At 72.1% G+C, this 20,875-nt stretch carries 19 protein-coding genes; 10 read left to right on the top strand and 9 right to left on the bottom strand.

Going from position 1 to position 20,875, the window contains the following annotated elements; all coding sequences use genetic code 11:
* Positions 1 to 61: 61 nt before the first annotated feature.
* Positions 62 to 1,048 (bottom strand): ABC transporter substrate-binding protein, encoded by a 987-nt coding sequence (locus OG711_RS36265; protein ID WP_329563014.1) that lies wholly within the window; start codon positions 1,046 to 1,048, stop codon positions 62 to 64.
* Between the two features lie 939 nt (positions 1,049 to 1,987).
* On the opposite strand from OG711_RS36265, the gene OG711_RS36260 reads away from it, so the two are divergent.
* Both OG711_RS36260 and OG711_RS36255 read left to right on the top strand, forming a co-directional pair.
* Positions 1,988 to 2,998, top strand: coding sequence for a sensor histidine kinase (locus OG711_RS36260; RefSeq protein ID WP_329563012.1), 1,011 nt, complete (start codon positions 1,988 to 1,990; stop codon positions 2,996 to 2,998).
* A complete protein-coding gene (locus OG711_RS36255) occupies positions 2,995 to 3,666 on the top strand; it encodes a response regulator (protein WP_266511515.1) in 672 nt (223 codons plus the stop codon). The genes OG711_RS36260 and OG711_RS36255 overlap by 4 nt, the downstream gene beginning before the upstream one ends.
* 7 nt (positions 3,667 to 3,673) lie before the next feature.
* On the opposite strand, the gene OG711_RS36250 is transcribed toward OG711_RS36255, so the two are convergent.
* Positions 3,674 to 4,360 (bottom strand): response regulator transcription factor, encoded by a 687-nt coding sequence (locus OG711_RS36250; RefSeq protein WP_329563009.1) that lies wholly within the window; start codon positions 4,358 to 4,360, stop codon positions 3,674 to 3,676.
* Positions 4,357 to 5,568 carry a sensor histidine kinase gene (locus tag OG711_RS36245; RefSeq protein ID WP_329563007.1) on the bottom strand — a complete coding sequence of 404 codons (1,212 nt, stop codon included), beginning with the start codon at positions 5,566 to 5,568 and terminating at the stop codon, positions 4,357 to 4,359. The genes OG711_RS36250 and OG711_RS36245 overlap by 4 nt, the downstream gene beginning before the upstream one ends.
* A gap of 168 nt (positions 5,569 to 5,736) precedes the next feature.
* Here OG711_RS36245 and OG711_RS36240 point away from each other — a divergent pair, with 168 nt between their 5' ends.
* Both OG711_RS36240 and OG711_RS36235 read left to right on the top strand, forming a co-directional pair.
* Positions 5,737 to 6,699, top strand: coding sequence for an ABC transporter ATP-binding protein (locus tag OG711_RS36240; protein ID WP_329563005.1), 963 nt, complete (start codon positions 5,737 to 5,739; stop codon positions 6,697 to 6,699).
* Positions 6,696 to 7,475, top strand: a complete 780-nt coding sequence (locus OG711_RS36235) for an ABC transporter permease subunit (RefSeq protein ID WP_245876796.1) — start codon at positions 6,696 to 6,698, stop codon at positions 7,473 to 7,475. Before OG711_RS36240 ends, OG711_RS36235 begins: the two co-directional genes overlap by 4 nt.
* A 52-nt stretch (positions 7,476 to 7,527) precedes the next feature.
* Here the strand turns inward: OG711_RS36235 and OG711_RS36230 are convergent, their stop codons facing one another.
* Entirely contained in the window at positions 7,528 to 8,343 is an 816-nt protein-coding gene (locus tag OG711_RS36230; protein ID WP_329563002.1) for a hypothetical protein, read from the bottom strand.
* Positions 8,344 to 8,577: 234 nt separating this feature from the next.
* Between OG711_RS36230 and OG711_RS36225 the strand changes: the two genes are divergently transcribed.
* From OG711_RS36225 to OG711_RS36200, 6 genes are all read left to right on the top strand, one after another.
* Positions 8,578 to 8,709, top strand: coding sequence for a lasso RiPP family leader peptide-containing protein (locus OG711_RS36225; protein WP_107420598.1), 132 nt, complete (start codon positions 8,578 to 8,580; stop codon positions 8,707 to 8,709).
* A gap of 128 nt (positions 8,710 to 8,837) precedes the next feature.
* Entirely contained in the window at positions 8,838 to 10,715 is a 1,878-nt protein-coding gene (locus OG711_RS36220) for an asparagine synthase-related protein (RefSeq protein WP_329563000.1), read from the top strand.
* Complete coding sequence (locus OG711_RS36215; RefSeq protein WP_073788581.1) at positions 10,712 to 10,972, top strand: lasso peptide biosynthesis PqqD family chaperone; 261 nt, start codon at positions 10,712 to 10,714, stop codon at positions 10,970 to 10,972. The genes OG711_RS36220 and OG711_RS36215 overlap by 4 nt, the downstream gene beginning before the upstream one ends.
* Entirely contained in the window at positions 10,969 to 11,397 is a 429-nt protein-coding gene (locus tag OG711_RS36210; protein WP_329562998.1) for a lasso peptide biosynthesis B2 protein, read from the top strand. Before OG711_RS36215 ends, OG711_RS36210 begins: the two co-directional genes overlap by 4 nt.
* Positions 11,394 to 12,377, top strand: a complete 984-nt coding sequence (locus tag OG711_RS36205) for an ATP-binding cassette domain-containing protein (RefSeq protein ID WP_073788585.1) — start codon at positions 11,394 to 11,396, stop codon at positions 12,375 to 12,377. The genes OG711_RS36210 and OG711_RS36205 overlap by 4 nt, the downstream gene beginning before the upstream one ends.
* Before the next feature lie 3 nt (positions 12,378 to 12,380).
* A complete protein-coding gene (locus tag OG711_RS36200) occupies positions 12,381 to 13,250 on the top strand; it encodes an ABC transporter permease (protein ID WP_073788587.1) in 870 nt (289 codons plus the stop codon).
* Here the strand turns inward: OG711_RS36200 and OG711_RS36195 are convergent.
* From OG711_RS36195 to OG711_RS36175, 5 genes are all read right to left on the bottom strand, one after another.
* A complete protein-coding gene (locus OG711_RS36195; RefSeq protein WP_329562995.1) occupies positions 13,234 to 14,805 on the bottom strand; it encodes an AMP-binding protein in 1,572 nt (523 codons plus the stop codon). The genes OG711_RS36200 and OG711_RS36195 overlap by 17 nt on opposite strands.
* 70 nt (positions 14,806 to 14,875) lie before the next feature.
* Positions 14,876 to 15,208, bottom strand: coding sequence for a hydroxyisourate hydrolase (locus OG711_RS36190; protein ID WP_073788589.1), 333 nt, complete (start codon positions 15,206 to 15,208; stop codon positions 14,876 to 14,878).
* Between the two features lie 157 nt (positions 15,209 to 15,365).
* Positions 15,366 to 18,410 (bottom strand): AfsR/SARP family transcriptional regulator, encoded by a 3,045-nt coding sequence (locus OG711_RS36185; RefSeq protein WP_329562993.1) that lies wholly within the window; start codon positions 18,408 to 18,410, stop codon positions 15,366 to 15,368.
* Between the two features lie 622 nt (positions 18,411 to 19,032).
* The gene (locus OG711_RS36180; protein ID WP_329562991.1) at positions 19,033 to 19,827 is read right to left on the bottom strand and encodes a hypothetical protein; all 795 of its coding nucleotides are present in this window, start codon (positions 19,825 to 19,827) and stop codon (positions 19,033 to 19,035) included.
* 85 nt (positions 19,828 to 19,912) lie between these two features.
* On the bottom strand, positions 19,913 to 20,875 hold the full coding sequence (locus OG711_RS36175) for a 3-oxoacyl-[acyl-carrier-protein] synthase III C-terminal domain-containing protein (RefSeq protein WP_329562990.1): 963 nt from the start codon (positions 20,873 to 20,875) through the stop codon (positions 19,913 to 19,915).

Raw genomic sequence — 20,875 nt, 5'->3', positions numbered from 1 at the left:
CTTCCGGGACGGATGAGGCGCGCGGCCCCGGGGTGCCCGGGGCCGCGCGGACGTGGGAGTGTCAGCCGGCCGCGTCGAAGGCGGTCGACACCGCGGTGAAGGCGTCGGTGTACGCCTGGGCGCCCTCGGTCAGATAGAAGTCGCTCGCCAGGTAGATCACCTGGTCCTGCCGGCGGAACGTGGTCTTCTCCCACGCCTCCATGCCGTTCACGATCTTCTTGGCCGCGACGGGCTCGGAGCCGTCCTCGGTGCCCACGGCCGCGTCGCGGTCCAGCAGGATCATCCAGTCGGGGTTCAGCTTGGCGAGGGTCTCGGGAGCCAGGCCCGAGTTGTCGTGGACGGACGTGCTCTCCTCGCCCTCGGCGCTCAGCACATTCTTCAGGTTCAGCGGCTCGGCGAGGCGCCCGATCCGGCTGGCACCGTTGTCGATCTTGCCGGCGCTGGAGACACCGAGGAACACCGTCTCGCCCTTGGTCGCCGCGGCGGCCGCGTTCTTGGCCTTCTCCAGACCGTCGACGATCTTCTTGGCCTCGTCCTCCTTGCCGAAGATCTTGCCGAGGGTCTCGGTCTGCGACTTCAGCGAGTTGACGTAGCCGCCCTCGGCCTCGTCGGACGGGGCGACGTCGATCGTGGTGGCGATCTTGGCCAGCTTGTCGTGGTGCTCGGCGAACCGGTAGCCACCGATGATCAGGTCCGGCTCGCTCGCGTTGACGGCTTCGAGCTTGGGCTCGTGGTGGATTCCGGCGTCCTTGATCGCAGAATCGTTTTTCCAGTCCTCGAAGCCCTCGTCCGGCAGCAGCCCCTTGGGCACCGCGACGGGCTTGACGCCGAACGCCTTCAGCGTCGCGAAGGAGGTGCTGTCGAGCGCGACGACCCGCGCGGGCTCCCTGGGGACCTCGACGTCACCCTTGGCCGTGGTGACGGTGACCTTGCCCTTGCTCGCGCCCTTGTCCGACGAGCCGGACTCCCCGCAGGCGCTCAGCAGGAGACCCGCACTCAGGACCGCACCGGTCGCTACGACGGTCTTACGAAAACGGACGGGACGCACGGCGGACGACTCCTAGGACTTACGGGCGGCCGACACCACCGAACGGCGTGGCCGGAAGAACCCTTGCTCTCAACTTTGCTTAGCCTAACCTAACCTCGAACGCCCCTTCCGACGGGTCCGCACCGGGGCTCCCGCGACTGCACGACGGAGCCAGGAGGTCGGCACGAGGCCCGAAGAGGCCGCCGCGCGCCCGAGGACGGCCGCCTCCGTGGCACCGCATCCGCCTTACCCGGAGGCATCCCCGGCAAGGCCGCGGACCCTCCTATCGGCGGGCGTGGCACACAGATCCATCGGCGGGTGCGGCACGCGGACGGCCACGTTCACATTTCCTCCGCCGTTCTTCTTCCTGTTCCGCCGACACTTCCACCGCCGGAGCCGGGGATATTTTCATACCGAACTGCATTCACTCTCCCCGATTCCGGGATGATCTCCGGACGGTCACGGCGATCACCCCGAATTGCTGCTGCGGCGCGCGCTACCGGGTGGCGGGAATCGCTCGGAGGTTCCGACCGATCCGCTCATCGGTGTCCGGTACTGGACGGCCATCTCCGACCGTGCGGGGTCAGACCGTTCGCCGGAACGCTCCGTTGCCGTCGGCCCCCCTCCATGCACTCAGGGCGGTCGGTTCACACATCGGCCAACCGCCACGGATGCGTGGCATGTAATCGGGTCCCCGCAGAATTCGGAGTGGCATGCCGTTGACGAACCGATAATCGCGTCATGCTTCGGCTGACCAGATATCACTCTCCAGATGGCCGACCAAGGGGCTTAGCCTTTGATTCACAGATCCACCAAGGGGGGAATTTGAGCAGGCGGAAGCACTTCGCAGTGCGCATCGGAGAGGCAGGAACGGGCGATACGGAAGATCATTCGGTAAGGCATTTCGCGCCGCCCCGGATGACGGCGCCGGGCACCGCCCCCTCATGGGCGGATCTCGCCGTGTCCGCCCTGATCACCTATGTCGCCTACGCCCTCGCCCCGGTCGACACGGACTCCCCGGGCGAGCAGCCCAGCCCGGTCGGCTGGCTGACCATCCTGATTCCGGCCGCGATGGCACTGCCCGTGTACACCGCGCTCGCCGGACGGCTGCGGCGGTCGAACCGCCGGATCTGGCCCGGACTGGGGGTCCCGGTGCTCTGCGGGGCGCTGCTCATGGTGGCGGCCATGGTCCCGGCGGCGGGCATCGGGGTGCTGTGCTTCCTGAGCGGCCTGCTGCTGCGGGGACCGCGCCGGACGGAGTCCCTGGACCCGGCGCTCTCCCCCGCGGCGGCCCTGGCCCTGCGCCGGCGCGTGGACGCCGCCCGGCAGGAGGAGCGCCGCCGGCTGCGCTACGACATCCACGACACACTGGGTCCGACCCTGCTCGGCATCAGACTGCGGTTGGACACGGCCGCCGCCGGTCTCGCGCACGACCCCAAGACGCGACGGCTGCTCACCGAGGCCGCGGCCGAGACACTGCGCGCGGCGCAGGGCGTCCACAGCATCACCGACACCGCGCCGTCCGGCGGCACGGACGGCGTGGGACTGCCCGACGCGCTGCGGCAACTGGTCAGCAGCCTGGGCGATTCGGCGCCGGAGATCACCCTGGAGGTTTCCTGTGGTCCGCCGCTCGTGGCAGCGGCCACGAAAGCGGCGCTCTATCGCATCGCGGCGGAGAGCCTGACCAACGCGGTCCGGCACGCGGGGGCCGCGCGCATAGACGTACAGCTGTCGGCGGATGGCGGGAACATGGTCCTGGAGGTGCGCGACGACGGCACCGGGGAGTGGGCCGGGCAGCCGCGTGACCACGGGATCGGCCTCGTCTCCATGGCCCGCAGCGCCGAAGCGGTGGGGGGCCGATGTACGGTCGGCCCGCGCTCCGACGCGTCCCCGGGGACCGTGGTGCGGGCCGTAGTGCCCCGAATACCCACGCGGCGGACCCGCCGGGACGCGTCCCGGAGCGCCGCATGACCGTCGGGGTGTTTCTTGTCGACGACCATCCGATGTTCCGGGAGGGGATGCGGGCCGCCCTGGAGAGCAGCGGTGAACTGAAGGTGGTCGGCGAGGCGTTCAGCGGTGAGGACGCCCTGGACCTCGTACCGGAGCTGGGTTCCTCGGTGGATGTGGTCCTGATGGATCTGAGGCTTCCCGGGATCTCGGGGCTGGAGACGATCAGGGAGCTCACCGCGGACGCCGCGAGCGGTCCGGCCGGCACCCACCGGCCACGGGTGCTCGTCGTGTCGATGTCCGCGGAGGACGACGAGGTGGTGGCGGTCCTGCGGGCCGGTGCGCACGGCTATGTGACCAAGGACGCGTCGCGGGACGTGCTGCTGCGTGCCGTTCTCACGGTGGTGGAGGGCGGGGCGGTCTTCAGCTCCGACATCGCGCAGCGGCTCGGCACCTACTTCTCGGCGGTGCACGAACTGCCCAGCCGGGCCGCGTTCCCCCAGCTCACGGACCGTGAGCGGGAGGTACTCGATCTGGTGGCACGTGGCTACAGCAACCGACGGATCGCGCGTGCGCTCGTGCTCTCCGAGAAGACCGTCCGCAACCATGTCTCGCACGTCTTCGCCAAGCTCCAGGTCAACGACCGTTCCATGGCGGGGGTACGGGCCCGTGACGCCGGGCTCGGCAGATGAGCCGCCGTCACGCTCCCGCCTCCGGCGAGGCCGCCACCAGTCCCGTCTCATAGGCGACGATGACGAGCTGGGCACGGTCACGGGCCTCCAGCTTTCTGAGCAGATGGCCCACGTGTGTCTTCACGGTCGCGGGACTCAGATGCAACCACGCGGCGATCTCGGCGTTCGACAGTCCCCGGGCGATGAGCGTCAGCACCTCGCGCTCCCGCTCGGTCGTACCGGCGAGGACGCGCCCGGGAGGGCGGGCCGATTCGGGGGTGCGCACGAACTCGGCGATCAGGCGGCGGGTCACCGAGGGGGCCAGCAGTCCCTCACCGGAGGCGACGACGCGGATGGCCGCCAGCAGTTCGCCGGGCGGGGTGTCCTTGAGCAGGAATCCGCTGGCGCCGCCGCGGAGCGCCGCGTAGACGTAGTCGTCCAGGTCGAACATGGTCAGCATCAGCACCCGGATGCCCTTCGCCCCGGGAGCGGCGCAGATCCTCCGGGTCGCCTCGATACCGTCCATCTCGGGCATTCGTACATCCATCAGCACCACGTCGGGCCGGGTACGCAGAGCCATGTCGACCGCCGTCACCCCGGTGTCCGCCTCCCCGACGACCTTCAGGCCGGGATCGGAGTCCACCAGGACACGGAAGCTGCCCCGCAGCAGCGCCTGGTCGTCGGCGACGAGCACCCGGACCTGGTCGCGCGTCATACGCCGTCCCCGCTCTTGACGACGGGCTGGTAGGGCAGCTGGGCGCGGACCCGGAAGCCGCCGTCGGGCGACGGTCCGGCGGTGAAGGAGCCGCCGTACAGTGCCGCGCGCTCCCGCATCCCCAGCAGACCGTGCCGCCCGCTGCCGGGGCCCGGCCGGGCCGGTGGGTGTCCCTGCGGGTGCCGACCACCGCCGCCGTCGTCGCTGACCTCGATCGTCACCGTACGGCCGTCGGCGGTGACCAGGATGCGGCAGGACGCGGGGGCGGCGTGCTTGATCACATTCGTCAGGGCCTCCTGGGCGATCCGGTACACCGACAGTTCCAGTCCTTCCGGCAGGGTGTCCTCGGTGCGCAGTTCCATCTCGACGGTGACACCCGCCGTGCCCGCCCGCTCCGCGAGCTCGGGCAGCCGGGCCAGACCGGGGGCGGGGCCCAGTGGGCCGGGTTCGACCTCGGAGCGCAGGACGCCGAGCATCTGCCGCATCTCGCGGAGCGTGCTGCGGCTGGTCGCCTCGATGACACGCAAGGCGTCCTGGACCTCCTCCGGACGGGTGCGGGCCACATGGTTCGCCACCGCGGACTTCACGGCGATCAGCCCCATGCTGTGGGTCACGATGTCATGCAACTCGCGGGCGATACGCAGGCGTTCCTCCGCGGCGGCGCGTTCGGCGACCTGCTCGGTGAAGTGCGCGATGGCCGCCCGCCGCTCCTTCACGGCCCGCCCGACCGTCCAGGACCCCGCCATGGCCGCCCAGCCGAAGAGGATGAGCCCGGGGCCGTCGAGCCACCAGTACGGGGTGGTGGTCAGCGGGGTCCCGAGCGCGCCGGCGAGGCCGAGCATCGAGGCCGCGAGCCAGGGAATCCACCGCCGCGCGGGGTCGGTGACGGCGACGGTGTAGAGCGTCAGACAGACCACGACGAACGGGTCCCGCACCATGTCGAGCAGCACGGAGGCCACGGCGAGGACGAGCGCGATACCCAGGGCGGTGAGCGGGAAGGGGCGGCGGACGGCGATCGGGAGGCCGGTCAGGGCGACGACCAGGCACTCCGCCCACAGCGGCACGCCCGGGTCCGCGGGCCGTACCTCGGTGAGGGCGGCCACCAGCAGCAGCGTGGCGTACCCGGCGGCGGCCAGGCCGTCGACGGCGATCAGCCCGCCACGGCTCAGCCGGCGGGGCACAACGGGGAGGGGGCCGGGCGCTTGCACCGACCGACCGTACCCCGGGGTGATCTGACCACGCATCAGCCCGGGGTATGTCATACCCCGGACTGAGAACGGGCCGCCGGCCGCGGTGGACCCCGGACCCCGGGTGGACATCCCGGTTCACGCTCCGGTCCGATGTGCCCGACCCCCGGAACGCGGGAGGGTGTCGGTGTGATCGAACTGAACGAACTGACCAAACGCTACGGCGAGACCGTGGCCGTCGACCGGCTGTCCTTCCAGGTGCGCCCCGGGCGGGTGACGGGCTTCCTCGGGCCGAACGGCGCGGGCAAGTCGACCACGATGCGGATGATGCTCGGTCTGGACCGCCCGGCCTCCGGAGAGATCCGGTTCGACGGCCGGCCGTACGCGCGGCCGGCCGATCCGCTGCGGCACGTCGGTGCCCTGCTGGAGGCCAAGGACGTGCACAGCGGCCGCACGGCCCACAACCATCTGCTGTGGCTGGCGCAGAGCAACCGGATTCCCCGGCGCCGGGTGCGGGAGGTGCTCGAACTCGTGGGTCTGGAGAGCGTGGCCGGGCGGCGGGCCGGGCAGTTCTCCCTCGGGATGAGCCAGCGTCTGGGGGTCGCGGCCGCGCTGCTCGGCGACCCGCCGGTGCTGCTGTTCGACGAGCCGGTGAACGGACTCGACCCGGAGGGCATCCGCTGGATCAGGGATCTGATGAAGGAGCTCGCCGGTGAAGGGCGCACGGTGTTCGTCTCCAGCCATCTGATGAGCGAGATGGCCCTCACCGCGGAACACCTCATCGTGATCGGGCGGGGGCGGCTGCTCGCGGACACCGGTATGAAGGAGTTCATCGCACGCAACTCCCTGACCTTCGTCCGGGTCCGCACACCGGAACCGGACCGGATGCACCAGGTCCTGACCGAGCGGGGCATCACGGTGACCCGGGCGGCGGACGGCGCGCTGGAGGCCGTGGGGGACCAGGCCGCGACCATCGGCGAGCTGGCCGCCCGGCAGGGGCTGACGGTGCACGAGGTGAGCGTGCAGTCCGCCTCGCTGGAGGACGCGTTCATGCGGCTCACCGAGCAGGACGTGGAGTACCGCTCCCCGGTCTCCCGCACCGTGGGCCAGCAGGGCGAACGGCAGCCCACCGGCCAGGGAAAGGAATCATGACCATGGGTGCGTCATGGGCGGTGCTCACCGCCGAGCTCACCAAGATCCGTACGGTCCGGTCGACCCTGTGGACGTTCGTGCTGACGTTCCTCGTCTCCGTCGTCATCGGTCTGTCGCTCGGGCTGGCCGTGCGCGGCACCTTCGACGACCGGACCCCGCAGGAGCGGGCGAACTTCGACGCCGTGTACACCGGGTTCCAGGGGCTCACCTTCAGCCAGATCATCCTGCTGGTGTTCGGTGTGCTGGTGGTGAGCACCGAGTACACCAGCGGGACGATCCGTACCTCGCTGGCGGCGGTGCCGCGGCGCGGTCTCTTCTACGGCGCCAAGATCACCGTCGGGACGCTGCTGGCGGCCGGGGTGGCCCTGGCCAGTGCCTTCATCACGTTCTTCGTCGCCCAGGCCGCGCTCGGTCCGCACAGCACCTCGTTCGACGCCCCGGGTTCGGCGCGCGCCGTGTGGGGCGCGGCGCTCTACATGACGCTGATGTGCGCCTTCGCGATGGGCGCGGCCACGATGCTGCGCAGTTCGGTCCTCGCCCTGGCGCTCCTGGTGCCGCTGTTCTTCATCGTGTCGCCGATCCTGAACATCATCCCGGGGGTGGAGAAGGCCGCCCGGTACCTCCCGGACCAGGCGGGTGCCGTCCTGATGCGGGTCGTCGAGCGGGACGACATGACCACGGCGTACGGACCGGGCACCGCGGTGCTGGTCCTCGTGGCGTGGACGGTCGCGGCGGTGCTGGGCGGCTACGCGGTGCTGCGCAGACGCGACGCGTGAGCGCGGGGGTCGCCGGGGCGCCCGGGGTGTCCGGTGCCCCGGCCGTGGGCGGTCAGGGGCGGTGGCCCGGCGGGTGCGGATGGCTGTCGAACGCCGTGTCCATCCGCGCGGGCGTCCGCCACCGCCACTGCCGGACGAGTCGCTGGGCGGTCCCGGTGGCCATGGGCGGGTTCACCAGATCCGGGTCCGGATACATCACCGACTGCACGGCCCATCCGAGGCCGATCAGCGGGTCGATCCGGTTCCACCGGCCGGGCGAGAGGCCCAGCAGGGTGTTCGCCCGGTTGACGGCGTGCCAGAGGTGCCAGGCGTGGGTCATCACGCCGTTCGCGCCGTACGGCATCAGATGGAGTTTGTTCCGGCCGGGCATCCGCGGGTCGTAGAGGGTGCCGTCGCCCATCCGGACGAAGGCCCAGGGCAGCAGGTGCTGGTGACGGCCGCCGTAGTGGTCGTCGAACAGCTCCAGTTGGAGCCGGGACAGGACCGCGTAGGCGTCCTTGACCGGCGCCACCAGGGACAGGTAGTCGTCCGGGAAGCCGCCCTCGCGCCGGATCTGCTGGTACCGGGCGTGCAGTGCGAACAGACGTGATCCGTCGCCCTGGCCGCCGACGGACCTGTCGATGGCGGCGTAGGCGTCCCGGACCTCCTGGGTCGCCTCGAAGGCGAACCGGACCTCGTACTGCCACCAGAACTCGTTGGCCCGCCGGTCCCCGCGCATCCCGGGTACCGGCGGGAAGTCCCGGTCCTGGTGGGGACCGGGGAGCGCGGACGCGGCCCACCCCGTCCCCGCTCCCGTGATGCCGAGGCCGGCTGCGGCCGTGGTGGCCAGCCCGGTACCCAGTACGCGCCTGCGGCTGATGTCAGGCATACGGACCCCTCTCCCATGGGTGACTGGTGATGACCCGAGAGATTGCAGCACGGTGGCCGATCGGCCGGACAGTGTCCTGGGGGAATACGGGACCGGGACGGGACGGATGGCTCAGGAGACCGGGACGCGATGCCTCCTACCTTGAGGTTGTCCATCCGACGGGCCGCCTCCCGGCCCCGCGGACAGCGGGTCGGGGAGCACGTCCGTACACCTTCGGACCGAGGAGAGTTGACGATGATCGAGGACATCGAGATCTACGAGGCACCCACGCTGGTCGAGGTCGGGGACTTCACCGAGCTGACGCTCGGTACGCCCTGGGGCTGCCCGAACGACCTGGTCGGCTGGAACACGCCGTTCGCCTGCTGATGTGACGGCGTCGGCGGCGGGGCGCGGGGCCTGTGCGGCCCTTCGCCCCGCCGCCACCGGGTCCGCGGGCGTGCCGCGGCGGGCCCGGCCTGATGTCCCCACGTCAGCGCTACTCCCGAGAAGGAACCATGGACTTCCTGATCCTCCCGGACAGCGAGGACGCCGCCGCGCTCGCCCAGGTCCGGGCGCAGCCGGGCGGCTCCCGGGACCGGAACGAACGCCGGGACCCGCGGGTGGTGCGGCACGCCTCGGGACGGCCGTGGGTGGTCGGCCACTGGGACGAGGACGAGATCGTGACGGTGAGCGCGGGGGACCGCCGGATCGTGCTGCTGGGCCACGCCCGGCCCGCTCCGGGCACGCTGGAACGGCTGCTGGAGACGGCACGCTCGCTGCACGATGTGGACTCCCTGGCCCGTCGGCTGCCGGGAAGCTGCCATCTGACGGCCTCCTTCGAGGGCCGGGTACGGGCGCAGGGCACCTTGTCGACCGCACGGCAGATCTTCCATACCCGGGTCTCCGGCGTCACGGTGGCCGCCGGTGATCCGGCCCGTCTCGCGGCGCTCGCCGGGCGGGGCGTCGACGAGGAATCGCTGGCGTTGCGGCTGCTGACCCCGGGGCCGCCGTGGCCGCTGAGCCTGCGGACGGTCTGGTCCGGTGTGGCGCAGTCGGCCCCCGGCCACTGGCTGGAGCTGACCCCCGGCGGTGAGTGCCGCGCCCACCGGTGGTGGAGTGTGCCGGAGCCCGTCGCCCCGCTGTCCCGGTCGGCCGGCACGGTGCGTTCCGCGTTGCGTGACGCGGTCGGGGCCCGGGCCCGGGCGGGCACCGCCGTCAGCGCCGACCTCTCCGGCGGGATGGACTCCACCAGCCTGTGTTTCCTGGCCGCCGCCACCGGGGCGGAGCTGCACACCCATCACTGGCAGCCGCTGGACCTCGCGAACGACGACGCGCTGTGGTGGGAGCGGTCGGCCGCCGCGCTGCCGGACGCCCGCCACCGGTCCGTCCCGGCGGACCGCAGGCCGACGTGGTTCCAGACGCCGCCGGAGCACCACGCGGCGGGTGGCGGTCTGCTGGAAGGGCCGCTGGCGTGGCACCGCAACCACGCCCAGATGGAGTTCGTCGCGCGCGCCGCGGCGGGAGCCGGGGCACGGACGCATCTGATGGGGGTCGGCGGGGACGAGCTGTTCTCCCCCAGCCCCACGTATCTGTGGTCCATGGTGCGCGGACATCCGCTGACCAGCCTGCCGGATCTGAACCGGATGCGGCTGCTGAACCGCTGGTGGCTCGGCCCCACGGTCCGCGGTCTCCTGGACTCCAGGCCCTTCGCCGCCTCGCTGCGGGCCGTCGCCGACGGTCTCACCGATCCCCTTCCGCACCCGCGGGAGCCCTCGTTCGGCTGGGGCGGGGTGCCCAGGATGCCGCCGTGGGCCACCGGGGACGCCGTCGCGACCGTACGGCGGCTGCTGGGCGAGGCCGCCGACGCGCGGCCCGGGCCGATGCACCGGGACCGGCATCAGCACCAGGTGATCGAGGGGGCGCTGGTGAGCGGCAGCGCGCTGCGCCAGATGAATCTCGCCCTCGACGGCACCGGCGTCACGCTGGAGGCCCCTTTCCTGGACGATCGTGTGCTCGAAGCGGCGCTCATGGTGCGGACCGAGGACCGGGTCGCCCGGGGCCGGTACAAGCCGGTCCTGACCGCCGCGATGCGCGGGGTCGTCCCCGCCCAACTGCTCGGCCGCCGCAGCAAGGGCGAGTTCAGCGCCGAGGCGTACGAGGGCCTGCTGCGCAACCGGCGGCTGCTGCTGGAGCGGTGCGACGATCTGGAGCTCGCCCGGCTGGGGCTGGTGGACGCCGGCGCGCTCCGTGCCGGGCTGCTGGGTCCGAAGCCCGAGACCCGGGATCTGACGCCGTTCGAGAACACCCTGTCCTGCGAGGCCTGGCTGCGCGGGCCGGTCCGCACCGCCCCCGCGGCGGCATTGACGGCACACCCGACAGGAGAGCCACGATGAGTCTCACCCTGAGAACGGATGTCACCGCCACCGACACCGGCGGCGGGATGGTCCTGCTGGACCAGCGCGGCGGACGCTACTGGCAGCTCAACCCGGCCGGGGCGACCGTACTGCGGCTGCTGCTGGACGGGCGGTCGCCGCAGGAGGTCGCGGAGCGGCTGGCCCGGGACAGCTCCGTGGCCGCCGAGCGGGCGCTGAGCGATGTGCGGACGCTGGTCGACGCGCTGAGCGAGGCCCGTCTGGTGGTGGCGTCATGACGATGCCCGTCGCCTCCGAGCTCTCGGTCCGGCTGTCCTGGCACCGGCACCTCACCGCGCGCGGCGCGGTCGTCGTGGCGCGTCCCTTGAGTCTGCTGCCGCCGCGCAGGCTGGGTCAGGTGCTGCGGTTCGCCCGGCGGGGCACCCGTCCGGCGACCGCCGCGCAGGCGCTCGGTGCCCGTCAGGCGGTGGTGACGGTCAGCGCCCGGTGCGCCGGGCAGGGCTGTCTCCAGCGGTCGATCGCGACGGTCCTGCTGTGCCGGTTGCGGGGGCGGTGGCCGGACTGGTGCACGGGTGTCCGTACCGAGCCGTTCCGGGCGCACGCCTGGGTGGAGGTAGGCGGCGCCGCGGTCGGGGAGGGCGACGACACGACCCTGTTCCACACGATGATGAGCGTCCGGCACCCGTCGGGCGGGCGGCCGTGACGGGGGACGCGGGGACCCCCGCCGTGCACGCCGAGGGGCTGTGCAAGCTCTTCGGCGACCGGGAGGCCGTGACGGGGGTGGACCTCAGTGTGCGGGCGGGTGAGATCTTCGGTTTCCTGGGCCCGAACGGCGCGGGGAAGAGCACCACGATCAGCATGCTTTGCACCCTGCTGCGGCCGACCCTGGGGCATGCGGCCGTCGCCGGTCATGATGTGGTCCGCGAACCGGACGAGGTCCGTCGCCGTATCGGTCTGGTCTTCCAGGAGTCCACCGTGGACGGCGATCTGACCGCCGAGGACAATCTGAGGTTCCACGCGGAGCTCTTCGGGATGCCCCGGCGCGAGGCGCGCCGGACGATCGCCGCGATGCTCGACATGGTGGACCTCACCGAGCGCGCGGGTACCAGGGTGCGTACGTTCTCCGGTGGTATGAGGAGGCGGCTGGAGATCGTGCGGGGGCTGCTGCACTCCCCGCATGTCCTGTTCCTGGACGAGCCGACCACCGGACTCGATCCGCAGACCCGGGTGGCCATCTGGGAGCATCTGCACCGGATGCGCGACGAGCGCGGCACCACCCTCTTCCTGACGACACATCAGATGGAGGAGGCCGAGCACTGCGACCGGATCGCCATCATCGACAACGGCGAGATCGTCGCCGAGGGCGCCACGGACGAGTTGAAGGCCGTGATCGGCGAGGATCTGATCACCCTGCGCACGGGGGACGACGACACGGCCGTGAAGGTGCTGCGGGAGCGTTTCCGGCTGGACGCGGCGGCCGGGCCCGGCGGGGTGCGGCTGCGGGCGGCGGACGGGGCGGCGTTCGTACCCACGCTGTGCGCCGAACTCACCGTGCCGGTGCACTCGGTGACCGTCGCACCGCCCACGCTGGACGATGTGTTCCTGCACTACACCGGCCGCACCATCCGGGAAGCGGAGACCGGACCGATGACGATGGCCGATCTGGTCGCCAGGAGGAGGTAGCCGATGTCAGGTACGGAGGTCGCCCACGCCGGTGGGACACGGGTGGCACAGCCGCCGTCGCCGCCGGGCCCCCGCCGGCCCGGCCACCGGGATCTGCGGACGCTCAAGGTGATGTGGCAGCGCGAGATGATCCGCTTCCTGGGCAACCGGTTGCAGATCGGTATGGGGCTGCTGACACCGCTGATGTTCCTGCTGATCCTGGGCACCGGCCTGAACGAGGTGGGCGCGGGCGGCGGAAGCTATCAGGGATTCCTCTTCCCCGGTGTGCTGATGATGGCGTTGCAGGCGCCCGCGATCGCGGTCGGGGCGGCCATCGTGTGGGACCGTCAGACGGGGTTCCTGCGCCAGATGCTCGTCGCCCCGGTGCGCCGCGGGACGCTGCTCCTCGGCATCTGTCTGGGCGGCGCGACCACCGGTGCCGCGTATGCCGCGATGGTGCTCGCCACGGCCGGGATCGTGGGCATCCCCTATCGTGCCGGGATGCTGCTCGTGCTGCTCGAACTGGCGCTGATCTCCTTCGCCTTCACAGCGATGGGGGTTTTGGCGGCGGTGTGCATCACACGGCCGCAGACGTTCCAGATCGCGGTGAGCCTGGCGATGATGCCGATGCTCTTCCTGTCCGGCGCGATGTTCCCGGCCAGCGGGCTGCCCGGCTGGCTGGGCACCGCTGTGCTGCTCAATCCGCTGACCTACGGTGTCGACGCCGTACGCCGCACCCTCCCCGGGGACGGGGTCGTCGACTACGGCGGCCGGGCCGCGGGGCCCGAGCTGTGGGGCTGGGCCCCGCCGGTCGCGCTGGAGGTCGGTCTGATCGCGGTACTGGCCCTGCTGGCGGTCGCGGTGGCGGGTCGCCGTTTCACCCGCGCGGCGTGACCGGACGGCGCGCCGCGCGCCGACCTTCGAGGGCCGTGGTGACGGCTTGCCGGTCGATCTTCCCGTTGACGTTCAGGGGAAGTTCCTCCACCAGGGAGGTGACGCGCGGGACCATGTAGGCCGGGAGCCGCGCTTCGAGCGCCGACCTGATCGCCTCGGGGATCAGGTCCGTACCGGTGCACACCGCTTCCAGGGCGATCTCGTCGCCCGGTCGTGCGACGGCCACGGCGACGGCGTCCCGTACGCCGGGCTGCTCGCGCAGCGCGGCCTCGATCTCGCCCAGTTCGATCCGGTAGCCGTGCAGCTTGATCTGCTGGTCCGTCCGGCCCAGATGGACCAGTCGCCCGTCCTCCCGTCGTACCCGGTCGCCGGTGCGGTACCAGTGAGCGGCGGTCAGCGGGCCGTCGCCCGTGTAGGGCGTCGCGTCCTCGCCGGGGCGGTCGTAGGAGAGGAATCTGCCCTTGTCGCTGTCCGCGTCCAGGTAGCCCGGGAACCGCTGGGCGCCGCGTACGACCAGTTCCCCTTCGTCGGCGGGCCGTCCGCGCGCGTCGAGCACCAGGTGTGCGAGTCCGGGGTGGACGGAGCCGATCGGCACCGTGCCGTTGGCGGGCCGGGGCCAGCGCGCGGCATCGGCCGGGAGTGTGTACTCGGCGCAGCTGATGGTGAGTTCGGTGGGGCCGTAGAGGTTGGCCAGGGTGCTGTGCGGCGCCGCAGCGGCCCAGGCCCCGGCCTGCTGGAGGGTGAGCGGCTCACCGCAGAAGAGGCTCCAGCGCAGAGCGGGCATCCGGCCGGGGCGCAGGGTGCGCATCCGGCGGGCGAAGGACACCAGGGACGGCACCGAGAACCAGTGGGTGAGCTTCTTGTCCGCGACCCAGCGCACCGGCACCATGAGGTCACGGCGGGTGGGGACGACCAGGGTGGCCCCGCTGCCCCAGGTGGCGAACATGTCGAAGACGGAGAGGTCGAAGGTCAGGTCGAAGGTCTGGGAGACCCGGCAGCCGGGTCCGAGTCCGTAGCGGGCGATGACGTGCGCCAGGTAGGCGCAGACATTGCCGTGCCGGATGGGGACGCCCTTGGGGGTACCGGTCGAGCCGGAGGTGAACAGTACATAGGCGAGCGCGTCGGTGTCGTCCACTCGCCGCGGCAGCCGCAGCCGGGCGGTGGGCGGGGCGGTACGCCGCAGCGGTACGACGGGCACCGGCCATGACGGCGCGGCGGGCCCGGCGGGCGTGGGCCCGGCGAGTACGAGGTCGAGACCGGCGGCGCGGACGATCACGGCGTTACGGACCGCCGGGGCGAAGGGGCTGAGCGGGACGACCGTGGCGCCGAGTCGCTGTACCGCGAGATATCCGGCGTAGGTGAGCACATCGCGTCCGGCCAGGAGGCCGACCCGGGCCGGTGTCCCGCGATGGGCCGTGACCAGGTCCGCCGCGATCCGTTCGGCCAGTCCGCGCAGTTCCCGGTAGGTCAGCCGTTCCTCGCCGACCTCCAGCGCGGGTCTGTCGCCGAACTCCAGGGCGGAGGCGGCGAACCACTCGTACAGGGTGTGTTCCATGATCGTCCCTCCTGGCCGGTCGGCGGCCGGTGTCCCGTCCGGGGCACCCGGCGGGTGGGATACGCGCGGGTCAGCCGGCTCCGCAGACCACGTATCCGTGGGGGGTGAGCACGACCGAGAGTTCCTGGCGGTCGTGGGGCTCGCCGCCCGACAGCTCCACCGTGATGTGGCTGTAGAAGGGCCTCAGTCCGAGCGTGGCGAAGTACCGGTCGGTCTCCAGCGTCAGCCGGGAGAAGCCGTCGATCTCCCCCGGGCTCACCGCGCACCCGGACCGTCCGTCCTCGCCCGTGATGCCCTTCCAGATCCGCCGCCAGCCGTCCAGACCGAACTGTTCGAGCCGGACCGACAGACCGTCGGCGGGCTGTCCGTTGGTCCCGTCCATGACGGACACCACAAGCTTCACGCCGCGTCGCCCTCTTCCTTGGGGTCGTGTGTCACCGCGTGGTGCCGTCCGCACCGGGCACACACCGTCCCCCCTCGCGCTACCAGGTCGCTACCGCTCACCTTTCACCGTGGCCGGCGCGGCTCGCGGGCGCAGCGCGGATCACCCTTCACGGCGGTCAGCGCCTGGCTCCCGGGCGCGTCGCGGAGGTCTCCAGCCGTGGCGCCGACGGGCCGTGCCCCCAGAGGGACCAACTCGGCGCCGGGGCTTCGGCCGACTCGGCGTCGATGTCCTTGAGCACCCGTATCGCCCGGTCCCGCCAGCCCGCCGCGTCGATCCGCTGGAAGATCTCCAGGGCGGCGGCCGTGTGTTCCCGGGCCAGGACGTAGCGCCGCTGTTCGGCGGTCACCTCGCCCAGGGTGAGCCGGATCCGGCCGGCGGTGAATCGTTCGTTGACGCGGTCCGCGATGGCGACGGCGCGTTCCAGCATCTCCAGGGCCGCGGTGTGCGCGCCCTGTCTGTGCCGCGCGGTGGCCAGGCCCCGCAGGGCGTGGGCCTCGCCCACCTGGTCACCGGCGGCGCGGATGCTCTCCATGCCCTCGGTGAAGGCGCGTTCGGCGGCTGCCAGGTCGCCGGTCTCCAGATGTGCCTCGCCCAGGCGGCAGAGCGTCTGCGCGCGGATGCGGTGGCCGCCGGAGTGCTGGAGGAGCGCGAGCGCGGTCTCCAGGGTGCGCTTGGCCTCCGTGACGAGGCCGCGGTCCAGCTGGATCTGCGCCATGCTGCCCAGGATGTGGGCCTCGGTTGTCGGGTCGCCCGCCTGGTCGAGCTTGGCGAGCGCCTCCTCGTAGCCGTCCATCGCCTCGTCGCGGCGGCCCCGCACCTGGTCGATGAAGGCGAGGTTGCGGATGGCGAGCGCCTGGCCGTGCCGGTCGCCGACCTCGCGGAACAGCTTGCGGGCCGCGCCCAGCCGGCTGCCGGCCTCGTCGAGGCGGTACTCGAACATATGCAGGGAGCCGAGTGAGTACAGCATCGCGGCCTGGCCGCGGCGGTTGTCGTTGTGCCGGGTGACGGCCAGCGCGACCTCGTGTGTGGTGCGCCAGTCGTCGAAGTAGTTGTAGTTCTCGAACATCGTGACCAGCGTCAGGGCGAGGTCCCAGCACAGTTCGTCGTGACCCGCCGCGGCGGCCTGCCGTACGGCGGTGATCAGGCTGGTGCGTTCCTCCTCGAACCAGACCATCGGGTCGGCCACCTCGCGGTCGACCACCCATCGGTCCAGGGCGCGGCGCGGTGCGGTGCCATGCAGGGCGTGGTCGCCCTGGTACACCCGGCGCTGGGCCTCCTCCAGGAGGTACAGCCAGGTGCTGAGCACCCTGCTGAGCACGGCCGCGCGCTGCGGTGTGCTCTCCTTCTCGGCCAGGCATTCCTGGGAGTAGACACGGACCAGGCTGTGCAGCCGGTAGCGGGCGCGGCAGCCGTCGACCAGTTCGACGTCGACGAGCTGCGCGTCGACCAGGCGTTCCAGGGTGTCCTCGGCCGTCGCCACGTCCGTTCCCAGCAGCGGCGCGGCCACCCAGGAGGAGAACTCCGTGGCTTCGAGGACGGACAGTCTTCGGAAGAGGCACTGGGCGTCGACCGGCAGTTCCTGGTAGGCGACGGCGAGGCTGGCGCGGACGTCGACCCCGCCGTGGGTCAGTTCGTTGAGCCGTTCGTGCTCGTTGTGCAGCCGGGCGACCATCTGGCCGAGGGGCCAGTGCGGGCGGGCGGCCATCCGGGCGGCGGCGATACGCAGTGCCAGGGCGAGGCCGTCGCAGAGGTCGATCAGCGCCAGGGCGCTGGGGATGTCGACCTGGACCCGTTCGGCGCCGATGATCCGGGAGAGCATCTGCAAGGCCTGTTCGGTGGTGAAGACGTCCATCTGGACGGAGTGGGTGCCTTCCAGGCCGGTCAGCCGGGACCGGCTGGTGAGCAGGACGGGGCAGTGGGGGGAGCCGGGCAGCAGCCAGCGCACCTGTGCCTCGTCGATCGCGTCGTCGAGCAGGATCAGGACGCGCCGGTCGGCGATGTGGTCGCGGAAGAGTTCGGCGCGTTCCTCGACGGTCGCCGGAATGGCGGCCCCGGGCACTCCGAGGCTGCGCAGGAACCGTTCCAGGATCTGTCCCGGTGCCACCGGCCGGCCGGACGGGCCCCGGAGTTTCGCGAACAGCTGTCCGTCGGGATAGCGGTCGGCCAGCAGATGGCCGAGGTGCACCGCGAGGGTGGTCTTGCCGACCCCGCCCTTGCCGGTGACGGCGATGATCCGCAGGCCGCACGAGTCGGCGGGGTCGGTCTCCAGGGCGTGAGTGAGCTGGTCGACCAGTGCGTCGCGGCCGGTGAAGTCCGCGATGGCTCCCGGGAGCAGTCGGGGCACCCGGGGCGCCTCGGCGGCCGGCGCGTCCGGCGCGGGTGCCGGGGGCGCGGCGGGGGACGGCCGCGGGCTGTCCAGGGCACCGGACAGGATCTCCTCCTGCACCCGGCGCAGTTCCTCGCCCGGTTCGATGCCGAGTTCGTCGATCAGGACCTGGCGCCCGCCGCGGTAGGCCTCCAGAGCCTCGGCCTGCCGGCCGGAGCGGTACAGCGCGACCATGAGCTGGGCCCGCAGATGTTCGCGCAGCGGGTTCTGCATGACCAGTTCGATCAGCTGCTCGATGAGCTGCTGGTGCAGGCCGAGTGCCATCTGGGCGTCCACCCACTGGTCCACGACGGTCAGCCGCTGTTCGTTGAGCCGGGCCACGGGCGCTTGCAGCGCGGTGCGCGCGGCGCCGCTGTCGACATGGATGTCCCCGCGCCACAGGGCCAGGGCCTCGGCGAAGACGGAGACGGCCTCCGCGTGGCGGCCGGACTCGGCGGCGGCGCGGCCGGCCAGCGCGAGGCGGTCGAAGACATGGAGATCGAGATCGTCGTCCGCGACCTCGGCGACATAGCCCCAGGGGCGGGTGTGGATCACATCCGTGAGCCCTGCTTTCGCCAGATTGGCCCGGACCATGGACACACAGATATGGATCTGGCCGCGTGCCGTGGACGGCGGGGAGTCGCCCCACACCGCGTCCACGAGCCGTTCAGCCGTGACCACCCGGTTCGCCTCCATCAACAGCAGGGCCAGCAGCACGCGCTGGCGCTCGGCGGTGATGGGGACGGAGCGGTCGGGACCGGTGACTTCCAGCGGTCCGAGCATGCGAAAGCGCATCCCTACTCCCCCGTACACACAGAAACGGCAGCCGGATCTCTCTGCTCGGCCATTGCTCTGGTGGAACGCCCGCTGATCAGCGATGCGAAAGCTAGCAAGCGCTCCGACGAATCGTCTAGACCAAGCCTCTCCCGTGGCGCGAAGGTGTCGCTCGCCGGGCAACCGACCGAGTATCGGACCGATTTGTCCGCTGATCTCTGGCTGGATTCAGCGGTTGCGCGCGGGTGGCCGACGGCGCGTCGGGCGCGCTCGGCGGTGCCGGGTCCGTGTCATGCCCGGTGCCGGGCCGACGGATACGGACCGCGGCCGTCCGGCGCCGGGCGTCGGCCGGTGACCCGGGTGACCGGACCTCCTCCGGACCCGGGAGGGCACGGGTGGACGAGCGGGAAGCACCCGTGCCCGTGCCTCCGGGCCCGTGCCCGTGCCCGTGCCTCCGGAGTCCCGTCACCGGACGTACGGGCGGGCCGGGCAAGCGCGTTCGGCCATGGCCAGGGTCATATGGCGATGCCTGCCGCGCTCCTCCCCGAGGGCCGGTGGTCCTCCGGGCGGCACGGCGGCCGCAGGCCGGGGCGTACCGGGGCCCGGGCCCTTCGTCCCGCCGGGGTGCCGTTCCCGGCGGTGCTCACCGGCCTTCGCCGAGGGCGCTCGCGGTACGGCGCAGCAGGACCCAGGAACGCTGTTCCTCCGCACCGCAGCGCACCAGGATCCGGTCATCCGGGCGCAGTTCGTCGTGGTGAAGGGCATGATGCAGTTCCGGCCAGCCGCCGCAGGCTCCCGGGCCGTGGAAGCTTCGGTCCGCCGCGGGCGGCGGGCGTCCCTCTCCCTGGTCGAGGACGTGCAGGGGGCCGTCGCCGTCGCCGAAGCGCAGCGCCACGGCGGTCAGCCGCGCGGGCAGGGCCCCGGCGAGGGCGAACAATGGCTGGTCGACGACCAGGGCCGTCGCCCCGGAGCGGGCGTCCGCCCACCAGGAGACCAGGCCCACCACGGCGGTGCCGCCCAGATCTCCGAGATGGGTGAGGCCCAGGTCCTCCGTGACGGGCCACCGGCTCTCATGGACGAGCCGGGGCAGGGCCGCGCTGAGCATGTCCCGGTCGGCCGATGCCTGCACCAGGACGAAGGGCTGCGGACCCGGCGGCGGGCCCAGCCGGCTCAGGGCCGTCCTCGCGATGTCCTCGCCGTCCGGCGGTGCGGTGAGCATGCGCAGTTCGGACGGCGGCGCTCCGCTGTACTGCGCCACGGAGGCCAGGTACGCGGCGAGCAGGCCGTCGCCCTCGTCCTCCCGCGCCGTGTCCCAGCCGCCGAACAGTCCGGCCATGTCCTCGGTGTCCCGTGACCGCCGGGGGTCGTGGTACCGCGGGTCCTCCTCCGTGGCGACGGCGAGGGCGACCACGGACAGCTGGGGGGCTCCGGTGCTCACAGGGCGCCTCCGGCTCGCGTGGTCGTATGCCGCGGGGTGCCCACGGCGACGCGGACGCGGTGCGCGTCCTGCCGTCCTCGTCGTGTCATGGCGCGTCGTCCGTCACCTCGACGACGGCCGCCTGGAAGTAGGCGCCCATGCCCTGCGCGGCCAGTACGCACCGCTGGCCCGGCCGGAGTCGGCCGGTGCGGTCGGCGTGGTCGAGCGCGGTCAGCGCGTCCACTCCGAAGAGGTGGCCCTGATCGGGCAGCAGATCGAGGCAGATCCGCTCCATCGGGATGCCCAGCGCTCCGCCGACCGCGCGCCAGACGAAGGCGTTGGACATGTGCGGCATGATCCAGTCCACCTCGTCGCGGCGCAGTCCCGTCCGTTCCAGGGCGGCGTCCACCACGCCCGCCATGCCCTCGACACAGGCGGCACCGAACGCCCGGCTCTCCTCCGGTGTCATCCGCAGATTGCGGTGGAACCGGTCGTCGCGGGCCGCCGCCCCGCCCAGATAGCGGTACCGGCCACGGTGGTTCGTCCCCTCGCGGCCCATGACGAAGGCCGCCGCGGCGTCCCCGCAGACCGCGACCCCCGGGATGACGCGGGACATGTCCCCCATGCTTCCCTGGTCGCCGCCGAGCACGAGCACGGTGTCCTCGGGAGCGGCGGACGGACGATTCAGGAAGCGGTCGGCGAGGTCGGCGCCGCGCAGCACCGACGCGCAGTTGATCCGGGAGATCCCGTACACGGGGACCCCGGGCAGGGCGAGCCGGTCGCGGATCTCCGACACGAACTCGTCGTGATGCCCGAACGGCTGCACCAGCAGGGTGTGGCCGTAGAGCACCAGGGCGGCCCGCCGGCCGGCGAGGGCTTCCCGTCCGGCGTCCAGCAGTTGCTCCAGCAGGCTCTCCCCCGCGGAGAACACCGGGCTGGTGCGCAGCCCGTAGATCCGGGTGAACAGCCGTCGTTCGGCCCGGGGCCGGTCGTACCGTGCCAGGATCTCGTCGACCCCGTCCCGCCCGTCGGGCACCCGTACCGCCACCCGGGACATGGTGATCGTCAC

Source organism: Streptomyces uncialis (genome assembly GCF_036250755.1).
Taxonomy (GTDB): Bacteria; Actinomycetota; Actinomycetes; order Streptomycetales; family Streptomycetaceae; genus Streptomyces; species Streptomyces uncialis.
This window is presented reverse-complemented; position numbering and strand designations above follow the sequence as displayed.